Annotated in this window: 21 protein-coding genes and 2 pseudogenes; 5 read left to right on the forward strand and 18 right to left on the reverse strand. The window is 71.2% G+C overall.

Going from position 1 to position 20,434, the window contains the following annotated elements:
* Window positions 1-13 precede the first annotated feature (13 nt).
* The gene (locus V1L54_RS28340) at window positions 14-1,585 is read right to left on the reverse strand and encodes a replication-relaxation family protein (RefSeq protein WP_330121023.1); all 1,572 of its coding nucleotides are present in this window, start codon (window positions 1,583-1,585) and stop codon (window positions 14-16) included.
* A gap of 200 nt (window positions 1,586-1,785) precedes the next feature.
* Between V1L54_RS28340 and V1L54_RS28345 the strand changes: the two genes are divergently transcribed.
* Window positions 1,786-2,454 (forward strand): DUF3223 domain-containing protein, encoded by a 669-nt coding sequence (locus V1L54_RS28345; protein WP_330121024.1) that lies wholly within the window; start codon window positions 1,786-1,788, stop codon window positions 2,452-2,454.
* Window positions 2,455-3,228: 774 nt separating this feature from the next.
* Here V1L54_RS28345 and V1L54_RS28350 read toward each other — a convergent pair.
* From V1L54_RS28350 to V1L54_RS28370, 5 genes are all read right to left on the reverse strand, one after another.
* Entirely contained in the window at window positions 3,229-3,420 is a 192-nt protein-coding gene (locus tag V1L54_RS28350) for a hypothetical protein (RefSeq protein ID WP_330121025.1), read from the reverse strand.
* A 140-nt stretch (window positions 3,421-3,560) separates the two neighbouring features.
* Complete coding sequence (mobF, locus tag V1L54_RS28355) at window positions 3,561-5,339, reverse strand: MobF family relaxase (protein ID WP_330121026.1); 1,779 nt, start codon at window positions 5,337-5,339, stop codon at window positions 3,561-3,563.
* 228 nt (window positions 5,340-5,567) lie between these two features.
* Window positions 5,568-6,257 (reverse strand): hypothetical protein, encoded by a 690-nt coding sequence (locus V1L54_RS28360; RefSeq protein ID WP_330121027.1) that lies wholly within the window; start codon window positions 6,255-6,257, stop codon window positions 5,568-5,570.
* Window positions 6,257-6,811, reverse strand: coding sequence for an RNA polymerase sigma factor (locus tag V1L54_RS28365; RefSeq protein WP_330121028.1), 555 nt, complete (start codon window positions 6,809-6,811; stop codon window positions 6,257-6,259). Before V1L54_RS28365 ends, V1L54_RS28360 begins: the two co-directional genes overlap by 1 nt.
* Before the next feature lie 623 nt (window positions 6,812-7,434).
* Entirely contained in the window at window positions 7,435-7,593 is a 159-nt protein-coding gene (locus tag V1L54_RS28370; protein WP_330121029.1) for a hypothetical protein, read from the reverse strand.
* 359 nt (window positions 7,594-7,952) lie between these two features.
* Here V1L54_RS28370 and V1L54_RS28375 point away from each other — a divergent pair, with 359 nt between their 5' ends.
* Together V1L54_RS28375 and V1L54_RS28380 are read left to right on the forward strand one after the other, a co-directional pair.
* Window positions 7,953-9,002, forward strand: coding sequence for a ParA family protein (locus V1L54_RS28375; RefSeq protein ID WP_443076821.1), 1,050 nt, complete (start codon window positions 7,953-7,955; stop codon window positions 9,000-9,002).
* Window positions 8,999-10,096, forward strand: a complete 1,098-nt coding sequence (locus V1L54_RS28380) for a ParB/RepB/Spo0J family partition protein (RefSeq protein ID WP_330121031.1) — start codon at window positions 8,999-9,001, stop codon at window positions 10,094-10,096. The genes V1L54_RS28375 and V1L54_RS28380 overlap by 4 nt, the downstream gene beginning before the upstream one ends.
* A 199-nt stretch (window positions 10,097-10,295) precedes the next feature.
* Here the strand turns inward: V1L54_RS28380 and V1L54_RS28385 are convergent, their stop codons facing one another.
* The 11 genes and pseudogenes from V1L54_RS28385 to tnpA form a co-directional block, all read right to left on the reverse strand.
* Window positions 10,296-10,985: a hypothetical protein gene (locus V1L54_RS28385; RefSeq protein ID WP_330121032.1), complete on the reverse strand. Its 690-nt coding sequence runs from the start codon at window positions 10,983-10,985 to the stop codon at window positions 10,296-10,298.
* Window positions 10,982-11,572 carry a hypothetical protein gene (locus V1L54_RS28390; RefSeq protein ID WP_330121033.1) on the reverse strand — a complete coding sequence of 197 codons (591 nt, stop codon included), beginning with the start codon at window positions 11,570-11,572 and terminating at the stop codon, window positions 10,982-10,984. Before V1L54_RS28390 ends, V1L54_RS28385 begins: the two co-directional genes overlap by 4 nt.
* A 5-nt stretch (window positions 11,573-11,577) precedes the next feature.
* Complete coding sequence (locus V1L54_RS28395) at window positions 11,578-11,991, reverse strand: RapZ C-terminal domain-containing protein (RefSeq protein ID WP_330121034.1); 414 nt, start codon at window positions 11,989-11,991, stop codon at window positions 11,578-11,580.
* A gap of 105 nt (window positions 11,992-12,096) precedes the next feature.
* The gene (locus V1L54_RS28400) at window positions 12,097-12,336 is read right to left on the reverse strand and encodes a hypothetical protein (protein WP_330121035.1); all 240 of its coding nucleotides are present in this window, start codon (window positions 12,334-12,336) and stop codon (window positions 12,097-12,099) included.
* Window positions 12,337-12,478: 142 nt separating this feature from the next.
* Complete coding sequence (locus tag V1L54_RS28405) at window positions 12,479-12,781, reverse strand: hypothetical protein (protein ID WP_330121036.1); 303 nt, start codon at window positions 12,779-12,781, stop codon at window positions 12,479-12,481.
* A gap of 120 nt (window positions 12,782-12,901) precedes the next feature.
* On the reverse strand, window positions 12,902-13,447 hold the full coding sequence (locus tag V1L54_RS28410; protein ID WP_330121037.1) for an OB-fold nucleic acid binding domain-containing protein: 546 nt from the start codon (window positions 13,445-13,447) through the stop codon (window positions 12,902-12,904).
* Window positions 13,447-14,274 carry an Lsr2 family DNA-binding protein gene (locus tag V1L54_RS28415; RefSeq protein ID WP_330121038.1) on the reverse strand — a complete coding sequence of 276 codons (828 nt, stop codon included), beginning with the start codon at window positions 14,272-14,274 and terminating at the stop codon, window positions 13,447-13,449. The genes V1L54_RS28410 and V1L54_RS28415 overlap by 1 nt, the downstream gene beginning before the upstream one ends.
* Window positions 14,275-14,283: 9 nt before the next feature.
* Window positions 14,284-14,832: a WhiB family transcriptional regulator gene (locus V1L54_RS28420; RefSeq protein WP_330121043.1), complete on the reverse strand. Its 549-nt coding sequence runs from the start codon at window positions 14,830-14,832 to the stop codon at window positions 14,284-14,286.
* A 12-nt stretch (window positions 14,833-14,844) separates the two neighbouring features.
* Window positions 14,845-15,282 (reverse strand): annotated as a pseudogene (locus V1L54_RS28425) (ASCH domain-containing protein); the annotation flags it as partial.
* Window positions 15,279-15,956, reverse strand: coding sequence for a GGDEF domain-containing protein (locus V1L54_RS28430; protein WP_330121039.1), 678 nt, complete (start codon window positions 15,954-15,956; stop codon window positions 15,279-15,281). The pseudogene V1L54_RS28425 and the gene V1L54_RS28430, both read right to left, overlap by 4 nt.
* Before the next feature lie 288 nt (window positions 15,957-16,244).
* Window positions 16,245-16,661: an IS200/IS605 family transposase gene (gene tnpA / locus V1L54_RS28435; protein ID WP_330121040.1), complete on the reverse strand. Its 417-nt coding sequence runs from the start codon at window positions 16,659-16,661 to the stop codon at window positions 16,245-16,247.
* 25 nt (window positions 16,662-16,686) lie between these two features.
* Here tnpA and V1L54_RS28440 point away from each other — a divergent pair, with 25 nt between their 5' ends.
* Window positions 16,687-17,925, forward strand: a complete 1,239-nt coding sequence (locus V1L54_RS28440; RefSeq protein ID WP_330121041.1) for an RNA-guided endonuclease InsQ/TnpB family protein — start codon at window positions 16,687-16,689, stop codon at window positions 17,923-17,925.
* A 288-nt stretch (window positions 17,926-18,213) separates the two neighbouring features.
* On the opposite strand, the gene V1L54_RS28445 is transcribed toward V1L54_RS28440, so the two are convergent.
* Window positions 18,214-18,336, reverse strand: a complete 123-nt coding sequence (locus V1L54_RS28445) for a hypothetical protein (protein ID WP_330121042.1) — start codon at window positions 18,334-18,336, stop codon at window positions 18,214-18,216.
* Window positions 18,337-18,499: 163 nt separating this feature from the next.
* Between V1L54_RS28445 and V1L54_RS28450 the strand changes: the two are divergent.
* Window positions 18,500-20,434: pseudogene (locus V1L54_RS28450) on the forward strand (hypothetical protein); the annotation flags it as partial.

Consider the following 20,434-nt stretch of genomic DNA (forward strand, 5'->3'; position numbering starts at 1 on the left):
CCGAGACCGCCAGCTACCGGCGGCGCCCGATGCCGAACCGGCTGCGCGGCTTCACCGCCGGCGCTTCGGCCGCCGCGCGTTCGGCTTCCTCCGCCTGGCGGCGCGCGACGCGCTCAGCCTCCGCGCGGTCGGCGGCCTCCTTCGCGCACGGCCCGCACAGCCGGTTCCGCTCGCCGGACCACGAGGACCGCGTGGTCTCCTGCCAGCGGTCGTCGGTGAACTTGTTGCCGCACCGCGTGCACACCGGGCGCTGCGCCTCCCGGTGCGCGGCCTCGCGCTCCGCCTGACGCCGACGGGCCTCCCGAAGCTGCACCGCGTACAGCCGGTCGCCGTCGGGGTTGTCCAGAGCCTCGGACAGCGTCTGCCACTCATCGCGCCCCAGCCTGCGCCACACCTTCCCCGCGGCCCCAGCCGGGTCGGCGGTGATCCGCTCCAGCTCGGTGACGACCACGGGCACCGCCTGGTGGTAGTCGACCGCCGTGTAGCTCTCGCCCCGGTGCGGGGTGCCGGCGAAGTAGGCGCGGGCGGCCTGCTCCAGACGCTCGATCCGGCTGGCGCGCTGCGCGGCCGTCCGGCCGGTGAACACGAACGCCACCGGCACGTACCCCTCGCGGCCCGTCGCCGGGTAGATCCGCGACCACAGCCGGAAGTCGTGCACCGCCGCACCCTGCCGCCGGGCCGCCTTCTCCTTGTTCGCATCGGCCTTCGGTGCCAGGAGCTCGAACCAGTCGGTGTAGCGGCGCAGCTTGGCCACCAGGTCGTCGACGGGCTCGGTGACGCGGTCGACCTCCAGGAGCATCGCGGGCACCCCGGCGTCCGGCGCGCGCATCGTCAGGTCGGCGTACTGGGTGTAGCCGTACGGGAGGCGGTGGGCGATCTCGGTCTGCCAGGACAGCGGGGTGCCGTACCCGGCCCCGGTGAGCACGGCGGCGGTCGAGGTGACGGCGGCGGCGTGTTCGTCGTAGCCGTCGGCTTGGACCGGCCGGCCTTCGTCGTCGTACTCCGGCTTGCGCAGCGCGGAGATCCGCACCGTCTTCGGCAGCAGCAGCTTGGCTTCCTTGTGGCCCTTCTCGGTCAGCACCCACAACTGGTGCCCCGACTCCAGTCGCGTCTCCACCCGGACCAGGCCTGAGCCCTTCAGCGCGTTCAGGGTGTCCCTGGTGATCCGGTCGTGCCGGTCGGCGGGGCGCAGCATCCGCCAGAGCTGATCGGCGGTAGCCCGCTGGAAGATGCCCAGAGCCTTCAGCACTTCCTGCCGTCGCACTCCGGTCGGCTTCCAGACCTGTGTCGACCTAGGAGGGTTGTCGAACGCGTCGATGGACCTTGATTTCCGGGGCTGACCTGCGGATACGCGTCCGGCGGGCGAAGTGGCCGTGGAGGGGGCGATGGAGGGGCCCGTGGAGGGGGCCTGCGGGGCCTGGTCCACGTCGGTGGAGGGCCGGCGGTCGCGGGCGCGGGCGGCGCGGTGCTCGTGGGTGGGGTCGGGCGTGAGTTCGGCGGGCACGGTGTCCTCGGTTTCTCCGGCCTGCGGACCGGGCCGGTGGTTGTCCAGCCGCGCGCGGATCTGCGCACGGGCCGGAGCCACCGTGTGAAGCCACCCCTTGACCGCGGTCTAACGGCCATCGATATCAGGTGTCCGGTTCCTCCTTGACCGACCCTTGCAGTCCGGCTTTGTCCGTGAGCGGCATCACGATCTGCTCCATGTCCCCCGGCGGGCTGACAGCAAGAGCGAAGCTCCGTCCGGACCGGGGGACGTGCTCTAGCGTGAGCGCTCCCGTCACCCGCTTGGCAGAGGAGTTCAACGTGCCCGAGGTCTGGATCGGCCCGCGCCGCTACGCGACGAAGAAGGCCCGGCAGGAAGCGGTGCAGGCGATCCTGGGCCGCTACGGCCTCGGGCAGGACGTCGACCAGGAGGACGACGACCTGCTGCTGCGGGACCTGCTGGCCATGCACCCCGACGCGGCGGAGAAGGTCGGCCCGGGGGTGGACCGTTTCCGGATCATCCCCACTCCGCGCGGTCACCACAAGGGCCCGGAAGCGGTCCTGGTCGATGGCAGCAAGGTCGCCTTCTCGTACCAGAAGTGCCTGGACGCACCCACCCACCGGCAGCGCGTGCTGGCCGCGATGCGCACCGAGATCCAGCCGCAGGTCAACACCTACTACGAGTCCCGCAAGGCGTCCCACACGCTCGTGTCCGACGAGAGCGGCCAGCCCCTGGCCCCCGACGACACGCACGTCTCCTACTTCCGCGGCCCGCGCTTCCACGACATCGCGATGGAGTTCGTCCAGGCCGCCGGCGGCTTCGATGCCGTCGACCTGACCAGCGAGACGGCGCGGGGACTGGCCCTGTTCACCGACCGGACCCAGGCAGAGCGCTGGCACGCCCACCACCAGGAGCACGCCGTGCTCGGGCTGCTGTCGGCCAAGGAGAACCTGCGCCGCCCGCACGTGTAACGCGCCACACGCACCGGATGTCCGGGGCGGCGGCGCGCGCGGGTGCGGACCGCGGACCGGCGCGCGCATGGTGCGTTGAGTTGCCCACGATGTAACGCACTCTCCCACCCGGTGGAGCGCACCGAGTGGACTCCACCCGTACCTGGTGCGCTGCGCGGTGGCCTCCACTCTCCACTCGGTGCGGACGATGTCGTGCACTTCCACCCGGTGGAACGCACCACGATGCGGTGATGCACGGCATCGTCCGCACCACGCAACGCCCCTACGGACGGTGACGGTGCGTGGTGCGGCGGGAGGGAGAGATCTCCCCTCCGCCACCGTGCATCGGAGACCCGGTGCGGGTCGCCGCCGAAGAGGTAGCGGACGCTGTCAAGGGGAGACGTCGAAGATCACGCGGAAACCCATGGGTGGACAAGGGTTGCTTTCCATCCGATGGGCTGGGTGGGATCCGGCGGCACACATGGTCAAGGGGGGTGCATCGAGCGCACCGCATCCGATGCCTGGTCACTCTCTGTACGCTCACCGAGTGGAGCGGACGGGAGTGGCGGCCACTCCCACGCGCGCCGTTCGGTGGTGCGGTGGGGGTGGGAGTGCGCCGTATCGTCGTCCGGCGCACCGGTGCGCCCGATGGACCGCACCGAGCGCACCGGATGCCGGGAGGTACTGCACTCCCCCCACCGAGTGGGACGCACCGAGTGGACCACCCGATCCGCACCACCGTGGTCTCCACTCCCATCCAGGCACCGGGCGCGCGGTGGAGTCCACCGTGTCCACTCATCCCCGGCGGCGGCCCCGCGCGGTGCGCCACAGGTTCGGCCGGCCGCCGGGGTACTGACGGGAGCGGCGCCGGGCGGGCATCGGCTTCGGCGACGGGAACAGCGCCGCGCGCAGCCGGGCCGCGTCGGCGAGCTGCTCCAGGCGCTCACGCTGCTCCGGCGACAGGTGCGGCAGGATCGGGGCAACCATGGAGCCTCCGTGCTCGAGGGGAGCGGTCCCCCGCACCCTCCCCGCTCCCGGGTGATCTCGGGGGTGGGCAACCGGTCGCGTCCCGGCGTCTGGCGCGGTGACTTCGCCGCCCGTCCCGCCGGGCGGGCCCACGCGGCCCGTCACGGCTGGAGACCCTGTCCCTGGCCTTGGCCGGGCTGCCGGTGCTGCTGCTCGTGCTCCTGGCGACGCTGGTCGACCGGACTGGCCGGGTCGGCGGCCGGAACCTCCCGGCCCTCCATGGCGCGGCGGCGGGCATTGGCCGTGCGGGTGAAGGCGGCGAGCCGCTCCAGGTTCTCCTGTGTGCGCAGCCACGTCGCCGGGTCAGTCGTCCGGCCCCCCAGGTACTCATCGGGCATCGCGGCCTGCTGATGGGACTGGACGGCGGCGGCCCGCTGCGCCGGGGTGAGGGCGGCGCGGATCGTGTTCCGTACGGCGAGACTGGCGACCCGGGCCCGCTCGTAGCGGGTGGCGGCCCGCGGCGGCTTGCCGTCGGTGCCGGCGATCCACCAGGGATCGGGCTCGGCGAAGTCGGCGGTGTAGAAGATCTGGTCGGCGGCCGGGGCCCGGCGGCCGGGCTGCGGAGCGGTGGACTGGCGGGAGTGGTCGGCCAGGGCGCGGTTGGTGATGTAGTCGTCCAGGCCGCGCGTGAACTCCTGGCCGCGCAGCGTCTCCAGCAGGTGCCGGCGGGCTTCGGCCAGGACGTGGCGGCGGGCGAACTTGCCGCGCACGGTGGAGACGACCGCGGCAACGTCGACGGCGGCGAGCACGGCGTCGATGTGCGGATCCACCCGGGCCCGGATCGCCGCTCCCACCTCGCGGCAGCGTTGAAGGAGCCCGTCGACCACCTGCTTGCCGAACTTCAGCAGCGCGGACGCCCGCCACCATGCGAGCAGCTGCTTCAACGGGCGCGGGGTCTTCTTCTCGGGGCGGGTGTCCTGCGCCGCCCACCACCCGAGGCCGTGGCGGGCCTGCTCGCCGGGCAGCCGCCCGTGCTTCTGCGCGTACTTGTAGGTGAGGCCCTCCAAGACGTCCTCGATCCGCTGGCGGCGGGTGGAGGACCAGTCGATGAGCTCGGAGTCGACACCGGCTATCTCCATCACCGGGCGCAGACCCGGCGTCACCTCCCTCGGCACCGTCGCCAGTCCCAGCTCCTCACACACCTCGGTCGTCATCGCGAGGGTGTAGAGCGTCCCGGCGGCCACCACGTGCCGGTAGAGGCGGCGGGTGTCCAGCGCGCCCCACTTCGGCTCGCCGTCGGCGTCCAGGCGCTGCACACGGTTGAGGACCAGGCAGTGGTCGTGGAGGAGCGGGAAGCCGTCGCGGTTGTCGAAGTGCCGGAACGCCGCGACCACCAAGGCCGGCGTCTTCGCGCGGCCGCGGCCGGAGGACCACCGGGTCTCTGCGACCTCGTCCTCGAGCCAGCGCAGCGCGGTGGCGATGGCCCGCTCGTGCGCCCGCTCGATGACCCGGCGGGTCCTGTCGTTTCCCAGGACCCACAGCACGATCAGGGACGCCTGCGGCCGGAAGGTGAAGTCGAGGGCGAGCAGCGGGGTCTGTTTGCGGGCCTCGATCTCTTCGATCGGCTGCCCGAGCACAGTCGCTCGTCGCGCGGTGGCCGGGTCGACGCCGTCGTCCAGGAGGTGCCGCTCGATCCGGTCGGCGTCCGGGTGCCGGCCCTGCCCGAAGACGAGCTCCATCTGCCGCTCGGACACCTCCGCGCCCTCGGTCAACCCGAGCGCGGCCAGGCCGCGCCCCAACCACCTCCCAGGCGGGAGGCCGGCCATCTCCTGTGCGTCCTTCAACGACTGGCCGACCGGACGGCGGCCGTCCCCGAAAGCGACTCCGCGCACGTAGTAGCACCACGCATTTCGTCTCTGGACCTTCGCAACACTGAGCATCCCGGCAGCGAACACCGGCTCTGACCTGGGAAAAAGGTCGATCCCGTGAGGCGGGAGGGTTCACCGAAACTTCACGGCCCATCCCGTACGACGGGCACCCGCAGCGATGTCGCGCCCGCCAGGCGAACACCGTCTTTCGCTCCCGAGGCCCATGCAAATGCTGCGCCACCGGGACGGTGGGGGCTGCGCCACCGGGACGGTGGCGCAGCCCCCACCGGGGCGTGGCCGCTATCGCGCGACGAGCTCTCTGGGGAGGTGATCGGTATGCAGGAAGCGGTGGAGTGTGGAGCCGCGGGTGGCGTTGTGGGCGAAGTCTTCGGCGATCTCGGTGGCTCTGCGGATTGGTTGAGGTAGGTGGCGGTCGGGGTTGAAGCCCATCATGCGGGTGATGGTGCGCCACAAGCGTGCATCTGGGTGGTAGCCGACGGCAGCGTGGTGCGTGGCCAGCAGGTGGGCGGCGAGTTCGTCTCCGGCGCCGGCTGCGAATCTCCACCAGTACAGGGCGCTTTCGCATCGGTTGAGGGTGTAGAGCAGGCAGGCGAAGGTGCGGGCGCCTGCCTGGTCGTAGTCGGTGACGAAGTCGACCAGGCGGTCGACTTCGTTGGAGCGCAGCACCAGGTCGCATAGGCGCTGTACTTCTGCGAGCACGGTCGCTGGAGTCGCGGTGGTGTCGTCCGTCCTGGGAGGAATGGAGCGGCGTCGGCGGCAGCGGCGGGTGAGCGGGCGTACTGGTGTGGGTGCTCGTCCGGCCCTGGCCGCTGTGCTTCGTACGGGAGGGTCGGCGTCCAGTTTCTCCGGCTCCTGGTTGACGGACTCGGCGATACGGGCCGCCAGGCGCTGCATGAACGCATCCGGGTCATGATCAGCGAGCTGGCGGCGTAGCTCGGCGGCTTCTTGCTGCAGGACTTCTTCCAGCATTAGGTATCCCTTCCCCCGTCTACGGGATGCTCCATAAGTTCCCGGAGGCGCTGGAGGCCGTGGTGGACGTTGGTTCTGGCAGCGCCCGGGGTGGTGTCGAGCCACTGGGCGATCTGGTCGTAGGACAGACCGACCAGGTAGCGCAGACGTACGCAGTTGGCTTGTATGGGTGCAATTTTTTCCAGCTTGTCCATGGCGCGGTCCAGCTGTTCATGGCTGCGCAGCTCCTGCAGGTAGGAGATGTCCGGCGGTGTGGCAACGATGTGCTCGCGGCGGTGGTATCGGGCCTGGCGTCGGTAGAAGTCGCAGACAATCCCGTTCAAGATCTTGAGAGCGAGTGCCATCGGGTTGGCATGCGACAGCATTTGTCCCCACTTGGCGTGCATACGGAGCCCGGCTTCCATCACGGCTTCTTCCGCATCGCGCCGGTCCCTCAGCCGGGAGGTTGCCACGGCCAGGAACACTCGCTGATGCTGGGCGAAGAACGCCTCGAAGCAGGGCGGCAGCTTTGCGGGGTGCATGAGATCGGGCTCCAGCTCCGAGAAGTCGTTCACCAGGCCTCCTCATCCCTCGGCGGGCCGCTCCACGCTTTGGGAGGCGGTGGGCCGGTCCGGGTAGGTGCTGGATGAGGGCACCGCAGCACGATGAGAAGCTGCGGAGGATCGGTGACAGGCGCCGCGCTGGTGCGGGCCGCGGAGCGGTGCTCCGCGTTGGCCTGCGAGGCGATGCGGGCAACGCGCCGTACCACGGCGTCGAAGCTCAGCGAGGTCAACCAATACGCGCTGACCAGTGCAAGCGTGTACCAGGGCCATGTGTGCCCCACGGGCCCTCCCTTCATGGACGTATCGGAGCCTCCGCCTGCGGTGTTGCGGGCGGGGCGGGAACTTGCGTTCCTGCCCTCTTACCGATCCGTCTGTGCCTGAGTGTTAAGCGAGGGGCCCATGTTCTTTGCTGAAAGTCATCTTGGCGTGACGCACGGTGCTGTGACCTGCGCACGTTCAAGTCACTGTGATGTAAGGCACACCATGGGTATGTTTAGTCTTCATATATCCATGAGTCATCAGCAGCTTCGCACTACGCCCATGGTGAAGCTAAGGCCAACGAAAGCCGTTTCCAGTGACTTACAGTGCCCGTTGCGCTCCCGGCTGGCTGTGGTGCTGACCGGTCAGGTCGGTGCTCACTTTGTACTGGCCGACCCTGCCTCGGTCTCGTGGAGGCGGCGTAGGGCCTGGCTGGCGGAGTAGTGGCGGGCGATGGGCAGGCCGGTGATGACGCAGCCCAAGAAGGGCGAGTAGAGGTAGCACTCGGGCCGGTCGGCGAGGATGAAGAACAACATCAGCGCTGACCAGCTCCCAGGGCTGCTCAACCACTTCCACCACGCCCGCATCGCCGCACCCAGTGCCCCGATGACCAGGATGTGCAGCGCATCCGCAGCGCCGACCAGAACGGCGACACGAGCCGGCTCACGCGAAAGGCTGGACTCGCCACCGCGCTGGGCTTCGCGACCACCACGCAAGCAGCCTGCCTGAACCCGGAGGGTGAAGTACGAGGGCGAAGAGGCTCCCATGAGCTGTTGACCTAGTAATGTTCGGCCGCATGAGCATCCCCAGCCCGAGAGGGGAGCGAGAGAAGCTAGTTACAGCCCTCACTCCCAAGCTGCGTAGGCATTTGAAGATTCGCGCCTTTGAGCACGGAATGGACATCCAGGACGCGACCGAGCACGCCATCCGAGCCTGGTACGACGCCGACGACCTCCCTGAGGTGAAGACCGACGGGGCCAAGACGTGGGGCACGTTCCTCCCAGTCGGTGAGCCGGACAAGTTCAGGGCCGCGTGTGTGGAGCGCGGAGTCACCTACGTGCAGGGGCTCGCCCAGGCACTGGCCCTGTGGCTCGACAACCACCCTTCGCCGACAGCTCCGCTGGTGTCCCAGCCTGTGGTGCGGGTGATAGTGGCCAACCAGAAGGGCGGGGTGGGCAAGACCTTCATCTCCTCGGGCATCGCCCAGGCCCTGGCGGAGGCCGGCCACCGTGTACTGCTGGTGGACTACGACCCGCAGGGGCACCTCACCGCCGAACTCGGCTTCGAGGACCTCATGTACGAGGACGGCGTCGAGACGCTGATGATGCACATGGACGGCTCGGCGAAGGGCGACATCCACGATCTGCTGGTGGCCCTGGACGGCGAGCGCTTCGGCGAGCGACTGCACCTGCTGCCCGCATCCGACGACGCGTTCCTGCGAGACGTCATCCTGTCCAAGGTCAGCTTCAGCGAAGCCGCGCTGGAGCGGGCCCTGGAGCCGCTGGAGGAAGACTACGACGTCATCATCATCGACGGGCCCCCCAGCCTGGGCCTGAACATGGACGTCGCCCTGTACTACGTGCGGCGCCGTGAGGGCGAGCTCGCCGACCGGTCCGGTGTCATAACGCCGGTGTGGGCGAACAAGGCCTCGCACCGGGCCTTCCGGCTTCTGCGGTCCCAGATGGATGACCTGTGCCACAAGGGCCGCATCCAGATCGACTACCTCGGGCTGATCGTCAACGCCTACGACAGCCGCCGCGGCAAGCTGGTCAAGGAGAACAAGGACCAGTGGGAGAAGAGCAGTTCCCCGGCGGTCCTGGCGGTGATCGGCGACCTGAAGGAAGGCCGGGAGGCGGCAGACGGGGAGATCCCGCTGCTGGAGTACGCCCCCGACAGTGAGCACGCGCAGGTGATGCGTGAGCTGGCGAAGGAGCTTGCCGTATGACGCCGGCGCGGAGGGTCACCCGAGGCTTCAGCATCGACGAAGAGGGCAGCGGCGAGTCGCCCGCACCGCGTCGTGTCCGCACGCGCTCGCAGATCATGAAGGGTGAGGGGAAGCGGCCTCCGGCGAAGGTGGAGCTGAGGCTGCTGGCCCACAACCCGTTCAACCCGCGGGATGAGCTCACCGAGATCGAGGAGACGGCACAGTCGCTGCGGGTCAAGGGGCAGATCCAGCCCGTGACGGTGGCCCGGCGGGATGCCTTTCTGGCGGCTCACCCTGGGCAGGAGGAGGAGATCGGTGCTGCCGAGTACGTCGTCATTGACGGCAACCGGCGCCTGGCCGCCGCTCACCTGGCTGGCCTGGCAGAGCTCCGGATCGACGTGAACGACGAGCTGGCTGCGAGCGCAGCGGACCTTCTTGAGTCCGCTCTGATCGCCAACGTCCACCGTGTGGATGTGCCCCCCCTGGACCAGGCGAAGGCCATCCAGGAGTTGGTCCGGGTCCACGGGTCACAGGGCCAGGTCGCCAAGCGGCTGGGTAAGACTCCGGCTTGGGTATCCCAGCGTCTGGCATTGCTCGAACTCACCCCTGATCTCCAGGAGAAGGTGGAGACGGGCGAGCTGAAGGTAGAGCCTGCGCGCCGGATCGGGCGACTCCCCAAGGAGCAGCAGGCCACTGCCGCGCGAGACGCTATGGACGCCGTCAAGCCCCCGCGTCAGCGCTCGGGACGCCGGGCTTTGAAGGAGAAGCCGGGCGACGCCGTTAACGCCGTTAATACCCCGGGCGACGGAGCCGGTTCTGACACTGCTGGCCGTCCGGCCGTTAACGGCGTTAATACTCCGGCCCCGGGAGGGGCCACCGCTACCTCTGATGCCGCGACCGTTAACGCCGTTAATGGCGATGGGGCTTCGGGAAGCGGACGGCGTGAGTTGGTGATCCCGGCTGGGTCTCCCGCTGAAGTGGTGGAAGCCCTGGTGGTGCAGCTCCCGCCGGCTGACCTGGTCGCTGTCACCGAGTTGCTGGTGGACCGGGTGGGTGGCTCTCCCCAGGGAGCTGTAGCTTCCGGCGCCACCGGAGAGGCGGGTGGGCCCCGCTGAAGGCGCCCCACCTGGCGGAAAACTCGCGGGCCTCAGCCACCAGCGGCTGAGGCCCGCCCCGTTGGTGGCTTCTGAAACACACAAAGGCCCGTACCCCCGCAGGTTCGCAGGGGTACGGGCCTTGGCCGTATCAGTTGTGCGTGTCAAGTGGTGCCGTCGTCGGCCTCACTGGTTTCGATCTCGTACGGGGGCGCCGCAGTCACGGCGCTTCCTCCCGGTCGATGGCGGCCGCCAGTAGTACGACGGCGTCGGCCTCGTACGGGTCGCGGTAGGCGGCGTGGTCGCTGACGTTGAACGGTGCGGCGGCCGCCCGCAGCGTGAACCCGGGCACGGTGGTGCCCGCCGTGCCGCCCAGGTGGGCGTTGAGGCGGTCGGCGTCACGGTCGGTGTGACGGCACTGGGTGTAGGGGCCGAGGCGGAGCAGGGTGTAGCCGGTGCCGTCGGAGCGGCGGGCTTCGACGTGGAGGCCGTAGTGGGCGGGTTCCATGCCGACGTCGTCGGGGAGGTCCAGGTCCGCCGCGGCGTGGGTGAGCGGGCGGTAGGCCGGCTGCCAGGTGCCGAGGATCGCGCTCGTGTCGCAGCGCAGCCAGCCGCGTTCGATGTAGCCGAGCTGGCGGCCGTGGAGGTAGGCCGCGGCGTGCGGGGTGTCGGGGTGGACCAGGGCGACGGCGATGAGGTCGAGGTCGTGGTCGTCGCCGGGCCGGGGGTGGGCGCGCTCGATGAAGGAGCCGACGCGGACGGCGATGTCCTGGGCGTGGCCGGGTGTCCAGGGCTGCGGGTTGCGGAGGGTGGTGAGCATCGCGCGGAAGTCCGCGACGACCGCGGCGTCCTCGAGGGTGAGGGCGCCGGGGGCGTGGCCGCAGCGGCGGACGAAGGGGCGGCGTTTCATCGGGCGAGGTTCTCCTTGGGGGCGCAGGCGGTCAGGCGGCCGATGCTCACGCGGGTGTGGCCGGCGTGCGGGACATCCAGGTGCACGGTGCGGTCGATGGTGGCCTTCCAGTCCGCGGTGGGCAGGTCGACGGTGGCGCGGGTGGGGATCAGGCGGGGTGTGAGGGCGGCGGTCAGGAGGTAGACGGCCAGGCGCTGCTCCCACCGGCCGACCGGCTCGGTGGCGCTCTTGGGTGGGGCGGCGGCCGCGGCGTACTCCCATACCGGCCGCCGGGCGTTGCCCGGGTCCGACCAGCGGGTCGGGGCGAGCCGCAGTCCCCAGGCCGGGTCCAGGGCCGGGTCGTCGGGGGTGGTGGCGGCCACCAGGGCGGCGCGGGAGCCGTCCGGTAAGAGGGTGGAGGTGTAGGCCAGGACGTAGGCGCCCCAATCGGGCCCGGCGCCGCCGCCGGTGCGGGCCAGAGTGATCCGGCCGATCCCCGCGGCCGGACGACCATCACCGGGGCCGGGCGTCCGGGCGCCGGCGGGGGCGCCGGGCCGGTGGGCGCGGGCCCCGGTTCGGGTGTGTGGGGTGCGGGCGGACACGGACATGTGGGTCACCTCCGGGCCGGGGCGGTGGGCGTGGTGAGGACGCGAGGCAGGTGGGCGTGCAGGTGCCGGATCTCGGCGCCGTGGCCCTGGGCGCGGATGCGGCGGGCCAGGATTTCGACGAGGGCGCAGGCCCGGTGCTTGCCTCCCGCGCAGCCGATCGCGATGCTGCCGGGCCCGGCCGGGAGCAGCGCGTAGGCGGTGAGGTTGGCCAGCAGTTCGCGGGCGCCGTGGGTGCCCACGACGACGTTCTGGACGCGCAGGTCGCGGCCGTCGAGGTCGAGGATGGTCCGGGCGGCGGCGGGGTCGCGGAGCCGGGCGCGGACGTCTTCCACCCGGTCGGCGGCCGGCGGGACGGGCTGGCCGTCGGGGCCGGTGGGCAGGTGGAGGTAGCCGAAGGAGATCAGCCGGATCGGGCGCATGCAAAGGGGTCTTCCTGGTCTGCGGGGCGGTGGTGGGGAGCAAGAAGGCCCTCGGGAACGCCGCGGTGGCGTCCCCGAGGGCCGGTGTGGTGCGGGAGGGAGCGGTCAGCGGGTGGCCGCGGGAGCCTTCTTGTGGTGGTCGCGGTGCGCGCTCTGGGCCGGTTCGGCCAGGACGCGCAGGCCGTGCGCACCGACCGGGCCGCAGGCGCTGCACACCACCTGGTACCGGCGCCGCCCGGTGCAGCCGGAGTGGGGGTCGCGGGGCTTGCCGGACGGGGCCACCGCGTGGGTGCACGGGGTTCCGTCCGCGTGCTCGGGGACGATCTTTACTGCGATGCGGGCCATGTGTGGTCCTCCTGGTTGCTGTTCTGTTGGGGAAGCGGAGAGGAACGTTGCCGCGTCCGGCCGCCGGGGCCGGGCGCGGCAGATTTGGGGGAGGGTGCGCCGGGGCCGGTCCCGGCGGGGTGTGCCGACCGCGGGACGGGTGTCACAGCTCAAGGCGCAGGGCGGGCCTGGCCTGGGGGTGATCGGCTTCGGTGGGTATCCACCAGGGCCCGTCGTCGCGGTGGTCGGGGCGGAGCCAGCAGGCGGTCAGATCGCGGCCGGGGTCGATGTCGTAGGTGTCGGCCAGGGGCTCGCGGCAGTAGATGCGGTGGAAGGCGTTAAGTGCGGCGAGTGCGCGGCGGCGGTCGTGGGTGAAGGCGATGTAGTTGTCCTCGGAGTCGATGACGCCGATGCCGTAGAAGGTGTCGGTGACCTCCTGCGGGGGAGGGCTTTCCTGATGGGGCATGGGTGCTGCTCTGTTGGTTGCCGGTATCGGTGAGGTAGGGGCAGAGCCGCGCCTGCCAGGCTCTCTTCGGAGGGGCCGGGCAGGCGCGGCCGCGGTGTGCGGCGTGGTGGGGCTGGCGGGTCAGGGTTCGCCGGGTGCCGTGCGGCGCTGGTGGGCGTCGATCAGGGCCTGGATGGCGGCCGGGGTGTCGGTGGTGGTGCCGACCCAGATGCCGGTAGGGCTCCACACGCGGGCGGTCCCGGCGCCGGGATCGCGGTAGGTGGCGTAGGTGCCGTGTCGGCCGAGCAGGCCACCGTCGGGGAGAGCGGCGGCCTCCGTGTCGGCCGGGCCGGCGGATCCGGCGCCGGGGTCGGGGTCGGGGGGCTTCTGCAGGGGTGCGGTGGCCAGGACCTCGATCCGGTGTACGTGCAATCGCACCGCCTGGTCCGGGGTGCGGGGCAGGCGGAGGTAGCCGGTGACGCGCAGCCGGTCGCCTTGGCACAACTCGTGCAGCACGGCGCGGGCCAGCAGCGGGTCGGACGTGACGCACGCCAGGGTCGTCTCGTCGGTGAGGTCGTCGGTGGGGGAGACCGTCAGCCGGAACCGGGCCGTGGTCTCATGCACGTCGCCGGGGGCGGCGTCCTCGTCCAGGAAGCCGTCCAGGGCTATCGCCTCGCCGGGCCTCATCAGCCGGCCTGCTTCAGCTCGGCGTGGGCGGCCTCGTAGGCGGCCACGATCTTCTTCGGGATCATGCCGTGGTCGGCCACGGTGTGGCCGTTGGCCCGCGCCCAGGTGCGGATCGCGGCCAACTCCTTGCGGCTCTTGCCCGGGGTGCCGCGCCTGGCCGGGGCCGCGGCAGCCGGAACAGCGGCGGGGCGTCCGGTCTTGGCCTGCCGCAGTTCGGCCTGCGCGGCCTCGAGTTCGGCCTTGAGCTTGGCGACGCGCTCTTCGGCCTGGCGGGTGGCCGCCTCGGCGGCGCAGCGGGCGGACAGCTCGGCCAGGTCGGTGCGGATACGGGCGGCGCGGTTGCGGATCCCGGCCAACTCGTGGCCGTCGGCCCACGCCAGCAGCCCGGCGACGCCGGCGGTGTCGGCCTGGGAGGTGGCCGGGGTGGTGGTGTCGGCGGTGGCGTCCACGTCGAACTGGCGCTCCTGGGCGTCCACGAGCGCGGTGATCTCGGCTTCGGACAGACCGGTCGCCTGGGTGATCTCGGCCATGGTCTGGTCGGCGTAGTACATGGACACGGCCATGGCCTCGAAGGCGTTCTGCGTGGTCATCGGTGTGACGTCTCCTGTCAGCTCGCGGTCGGTGGAGCGGTCGGTCAGGTGAGCCAGGAGGCCGGTGAGGGTGTCCTCGTCGGTGGGCAGCCCGAGCGCCTCCAGGAGCTGCACCAGGTCGCGCTTGTCCCGGGCACCGCGGGCGACCGCGACCGCGGCGGCCTGCTCCTGCCCGGCCTCCGGGGTGGGTGCGGGGAGGTGTTCGGCGGCGAGCGCCTGGCTGAAGTTGGCGAACATCGCGGCCTCCTATGCCGCGTTCTTCGTGTTCAGGGCGCGGGCGAGCGCGGCACGGTTGGCCGCCGCGCGGGCGGGGGTGATGGGCTCGCGCCACGGCTCGTACGGGGCGGGCCGGGACGGGATGAGTTCCAGTTCCAGCCGGGACAGCGCCCGCTGCCGGGCGGTGTCCCGGCTGGGGGGCGGATTCCATCGGGCCTGCCGGCGCCGCTGCCGGGCGGCCTCATCGCGGCGGGCGACGGCCTCGGCCCAGTTCTCACCGAGCCGTTCCTTCAGTCGGCGGCACAGCTCGCCGCGCTCCCGGGGTGTGGTGGCCGCCCACACGCCGACCCGGGTGGCCTCGGGGTGGAACAGCGCCCACTTCAGACAGCCCTTGGCGATCGGGCACGCCCTGCAGGCCTGCTTGGCCCGGGTGATGTCTTCCTCGGCTCCGGCGCTCTTGTCGTGGGAGAACCACTGGGGGTTCGTGCGGCACGGCAGCGGGGCGTCGGTGTGCGGGAACGGGATCCGCTCCTCGACCGGGGCTGTGGTGGGGGTGTTGGGACTTCCGGTGCGGCTCATGACGTGGCCTCCGGGCGAAGAGGGGGGGAGTTGGGCAAGGACGTGGGCGAGGACGTCGGCCGGTGGGCGCCAAGGGCCGAGCGCGCCGGGGCACGGCACGGGCAGCGGCAGCTCCTGGACGTCGGCCAGGGTCAGGTGGTGGGCGCCTCTCTGGGCCCACAGCGAGCACGGGGCGGTGTCATCGGGGTCGGTGTGGCAGCCGGTGAGACGGGCGACGCCGACCACCGCGCCGGTCTCCAGGGCCCGGCCGCAGAGCGCGCGGGCGACCAGCGGATCGCGCAGCGCGGGGCGGTCGATGGTCTTACCGGCGTGCAGCAGCACCCAGCCCCGCCAGGACCAGGCGCGCGGCCGGTTCTCCACGTCCTTCCCGGCGAGGATGCAGGTGGCCCAGGGCTGCCGGATGGTGATGCCGCGGATCCAGTCGCCTTCGGGGAGTTCGACGGCAGTCATGCGGCACGTCCCCAGGTGGCGGTGCCTGGGCGGCCGGCCCGGCGGCCGTTGATGGACGGCACCGCAGCGTGCGCGGCGGTGGCGAGGTGCGCGCGGCCGGAGTGCTTGCCGTCGCAGAGGGCTGCGTCGGCGGCCCGCTGCAGCGCGGACAGGTCACCGGTGCCGATCACCTCGGGGGCCGCGGCGCCGACGGAGGCGGCGACGTCGACCGAGCGGCCGTCGTCGAGGACGACCGGGGTGTGCAGCATGCGGACCAGTTGCTCCAGCCGCACCTGGCGGCGGCCGCGCGGCAGGGGCAGTACGGCGGCGAACTCGTCGCCTCCGAGGCGGCCGGCAGCGGCGTGGGGACCGGCCCAGGCGGCCAGCCGGGCTGCGAGCGCCACCAGGACGGTGTCCCCGGCCGCGTGCCCGAGCCGGTCGTTGATCTGCTTGAAGTGGTCGGCGTCGACCATGACCACGGTCGTGTTGTCTCCGTGGCGGGCCAGGAGGCGCCGGGCCCGGGCGGTGTAGGCATCACGGCGCAGCAGCCCGGTCAGCGGGTCACGCTTCGCCGCGGCGAGCTGCCGATGCAGCGCGACCGCGTGCACGGCCCAGCCGGTCAGCGGGACCGCGAGCGTGGTGATGAGCACAGCGCGTTGCCCGGAGTTGGCCGATGCGCGCAGGACGGAGTCCATACTGGGATCTCCTTCTCGTCTCGTACGGGATGGGTGACCCGGGGCAGCCGACTGCTTGCCGGCGATACGGCTGCCCCGGGGGTCGGGTTGCTCGGCCCGCGAGCGCGGCGGGCCACCGCGACCGCCCCGCCCCCGGGCGCAGTGGGAGCGGGGCGGCACGGTGATCCGCTGCGCGGCTACCGGGTCTATTCGCAGTGCACCGGGCTTCAACCCGGTGGTGAAGCGAATCTTTGGCCCGCTCTGACCTCAGCTGTGTGCACGGATCTGCACTGCTCGCCTCAGCCCAGGTCAGAGCGGCCGGTTCTGCTGTTCGATGTACTCCTTCACGATGCTGAACGGCGCACCGCCGACCGACCCGGCGAAGTACGAGCCGGACCACAGGCGCTGTGCCCGCCAGTAGTGGCGGACGAGGTCGGGGAACTCCTGGCGGAGCCTGCGCGAGGACACACCCTTGAGGGAGTTCACCAGCCTGGATACGGCGACCTTCGGCGGGAAGTTCACGAGCAGGTGGACGTGGTTGGCCTCGCCGTTGAACTCGACCAGCTCGGCTTCGAAGTCCTCGCACACGGCCCGCATGATCTCCTCGCACCGCGTCAGATGCCGGTTGGCGAAGACGGAGTGCCGGTACTTCGTCACGAAAACCAAGTGGACGTGCATGCGGAAGACGCAGTGACGACCTGTACGAACGTTCTCATCGATATCCATAAACCAACTGAGTATCATGATCCGCGTGCAGCTTCGGTACAGCTTTCGCCTGTACCCGAGCGCCGGCCAGCGCACAGCGTTGGCGAAGGCGTTCGGGTGCGTGCGGGTGGTCTACAACGACGCGCTGCGCGCTCGGGAGACCGCCCGCGGCGCCGGGCTGCCGTTCCCGAAGACCGGGGAGTTGTCGAAGCGGCTCATCACCGAGGCGAAGAAGACCCCGGAGCGGGCCTGGCTGGGCGAGGTGTCGGCGGTGGTCCTCCAGCAGTCCCTGAGGGACCTGGACACCGCGTACAAAAACTTCCTCGACGGCCTCAAGGGCAAGCGCCCGCCTATGGGCGCACCCCGGTACAAGTCCCGCAAGGACACCCGGCAGTCCGTCCGGTTCACCGCGAACGCCCGCTGGTCGATCGCCCCGGGGCACAAGCTGCGTCTGCCGAAGATCGGCGACGTGCCGGTGAAGTGGTCCCGCGCTCTGCCGTCGCTGCCGTCCACGGTGACCGTGGTCAAGGACAGCGCGGGCCGGTACTTCGCGAGCTTCGTCGTGGAGACCGGCCCGGAGGAAGTCCTGCCCAAGGTGCCGCCCGAGCTGGGCCTCGATCTCGGGCTCGGGCACTTCGCGGTTCTCCCCGACGGCACGAAGATCGACAGCCCGCGCTTCCTGCGCCGGGCCGAGAAGCGCCTGAAGAAGGCGCAGCGCGCCCTCTCCCGCAAGGAGAAGGGATCCCGCAACCGGGACAAGGCCAGGGTCCGCGTCGCACGGGCGCACGCCCGTGTCGCGGACGCGCGCCGCGAGTTCCTCCCCCATGGCCTTCGGCATGGGGGTGCCCCCATCCGGCTCTCCACGAAGCTGATCCGCGAGAACCAAGCGGTGGCCGTGGAAGACCTGGCGGTGAAGGGACTCGCCCGCACCCGCCTGGCCAAGTCCGTGCACGACGCCGGATGGTCGGCGTTCGCGAGCATGCTGGAGTACAAGGCCGCCCGGTACGGGCGCACCTTCATCCGGATCGGCCGCTTCGAGCCCACCTCTCAGGTGTGCTCGCAGTGCGGCGTCCGGGACGGCCCCAAGCCCCTGCATGTCCGTGTGTGGACCTGCCCGGCGTGCGGGGCCGTCCTGGACCGGGACATCAACGCGGCGGTCAACGTCGCCAAGGCGGCCGGACTGGCCGTGTCAGCCTGTGGAGCGCAGGTAAGACCAGGACTCGTCCCGGCACCGCGCGGCGAAGCAGGAACCCACCCGACACCGCAGCCACAGACGGCGCGGTAGGCGGGAATCGCCGTCCTTCAGGACGGCGAGGATGTCAAAGCGCGGTCAGGGTCTCGTAGGGGATCTCGTAGACATCGACCACGTCAGTGACGTTGGTCCAGGTGCCGGGCGCGTGGCGGATAGCGACGATCCGCAGCCACTCACCGCAGCGCTTATCTAGCGCTGATGGCCGTTTATCCAGGTCAAGATTGCGGCGCCGGTTCGGGCACATGAGGTATGCCCGTGCTGTGCCGGGGCCGCGCGCAGCATGGCCCCGGCACAGCTTCTGCCTTGTGGCCCGGGTGCGGGTTACGGGGTGAGCCGCTCCAGAAGCCAGGTGATGACGGCCCGGATGGTTCCGGAGATGGCACCGCTGAGCGCGGCGCCGGCCAGGGCCAGGCGCTCGCGGCGCGTCAGAGGTGTGCGGGACATGGGACCTCCACGGTCGTGGTCATCAGGTGGGCAGCCGGCCGGCTCGCTGCCCACTCTGGGTCCTGTCTGAAGATCGACTACCAGTTGCGACAAGGGGCCAACCCGGCCCGATTACCGCGCTGTTCAGCCTGCGCTGGACGCGCGGGTGGGGGATGATGCTGCGATGAGTCGCGACACGGGGAGCGGCCCGCAGGGCGCCAAGCGGCCGCGGGTGCTGGAGCGGGCCCGGGTGGGATGGCCCCGGTCTTTGCGGGAGCTGAAGGACCTGCTGTATGAGGTGTACCTGGCGGCAGACGCCCCGTCCCTGGATGAGATCGCCCGTGGCGTGGATACTGACAGCCTGCCGGGATCACCGAGCCGGGACACTATCCGCCGCATCATCAGCGGCCCGTCCCAGCCGGCCAGCCAGGCCGATGTGGTCTCTGTCGGCTCGGTGTTGGCCCGCCTGGCCCGCTGGGATGTGCAGGATCTGGCTCAGCGGGTGCGCGATCTGTGGGTGGCGGCCCGGATGGCCACAGGTGCGGGGCGGCCGGTCAGCGTCTTCAGCGAAGATCTCCGGCTCGTCCTGGACAGCGGTCTGGGGATTCACTCGGCATTGGACACCGGCGGTGCCCGCGACCGGCTCGGGATCCTGCCCGGCTACATCCCGCGGGACCACGATGCGCGTCTGAAAGCGGTGGTCGACGCGGCAGCAGCCGGCCGCAGCCAGATCGCGGTCCTGGTCGGAGGATCCTCCACGGGCAAGACCCGCGCTTTGTGGGAGGCCGTCTGCGAATTGCCGGACGGCTGGCGGCTGTGGCATCCCCTCAGTCCCACACGCCCTGACGCGGCCCTGGCCGAGCTGCCCGACATCGCCCCGAAGACGGTGGTGTGGCTGAACGAAGCCCAGCACTACCTGGAAGCGGACCCTTTGGGCGAACACGTCGCCGCGGGCCTGCGAGAGCTGCTGCGTGATGCGACGCGGGGCCCGGTGCTGGTGCTGGCCACCTTGTGGCCGGGGCACTGGGACCGGCTGACCACCCGCACCAGCTCGGACCGGCACGCCCATGCCCGCGATCTGCTGGACGGCCACAAGATCGACGTGCCGGATGCGTTCACCGCCGTCGATCTGGCCGCACTCGCCGATACCCGCGGCGCTGATCCCCGTCTCGCCGAGACCGCCGAACGCGCCCAGGACGGCCAGGTGACGCAGTATCTGGCCGGGGTGCCCGTCCTGATGGCCCGCTACGACGCGGCCCGGGGAATAACCCGGGCTCTGATCCACGCCGCCATGGACGCCCGCCGCCTGGGTGCCGGCCCGCACCTCCCGCTGGCCTGGCTGGCCGATGCCGCACCCGGCTACCTCACCGACACCGAATGGAACAAATGGAACATCACCGGTGACGACTGGCTGGCCCAAACCCTCGACTACGTCACCCAGGACTGCAACGGCATCCTCGGCATCCTCACCCCCGTCAAGACCACAATCCCCCGCAACCAGCGCCCAACTTCTGCTACCGGCCGTGCTGCCGGGCAGCCCGCCCGTGAGGCGCAAGGGCCGCACTACCAGCTGGCCGACTACCTCGACCAGTACGGCCGCCGCCACCGCGCCGACCAGATCCCCCCGATCGATTTTTGGACCGCGGCCGCCGCCCATGCCCACCCCCGTGACCTGACCGCTCTCGGCGACGCCGCCTGGGACCGCGGCCTGTATCGGGACGCTGCCCAACTCCATAAACACGCCACCGCCCACGGCAATCCTCACGCCGCGACCGCCCTCGTCGACCACTTCCGAGCCTTACATCCCACCGACCCCCGCCCCGCTCAATGGGCCGCAACACACACTGCCCTCGACAACCCGGGCGCGGTGGCTCGCCTGCTCGACGCGCTGCGGAAGGCCGGGGCGAAGGAGCAGGTAGCCGCCTTGCTGGCCCACGACCCCGCCGCACACGCACCCCTCGACGACCCGGGCGCGGTGGCCTGGCTGCTCGACGCGCTGCGGGAGGCCGGGGCGAAGGAGCAGGTAGCCGCCCTGGCCGAGCGCGCCGCCGCACACGCACCCCTCGACGACCCGGGCGCGGTGGCCTGGCTGCTCGACGCGCTGCGGAAGGCCGGGGCG

It is taken from the genome of Streptomyces rubellus (genome assembly GCF_036323805.1).
GTDB lineage: Bacteria > Actinomycetota > Actinomycetes > Streptomycetales > Streptomycetaceae > Streptomyces.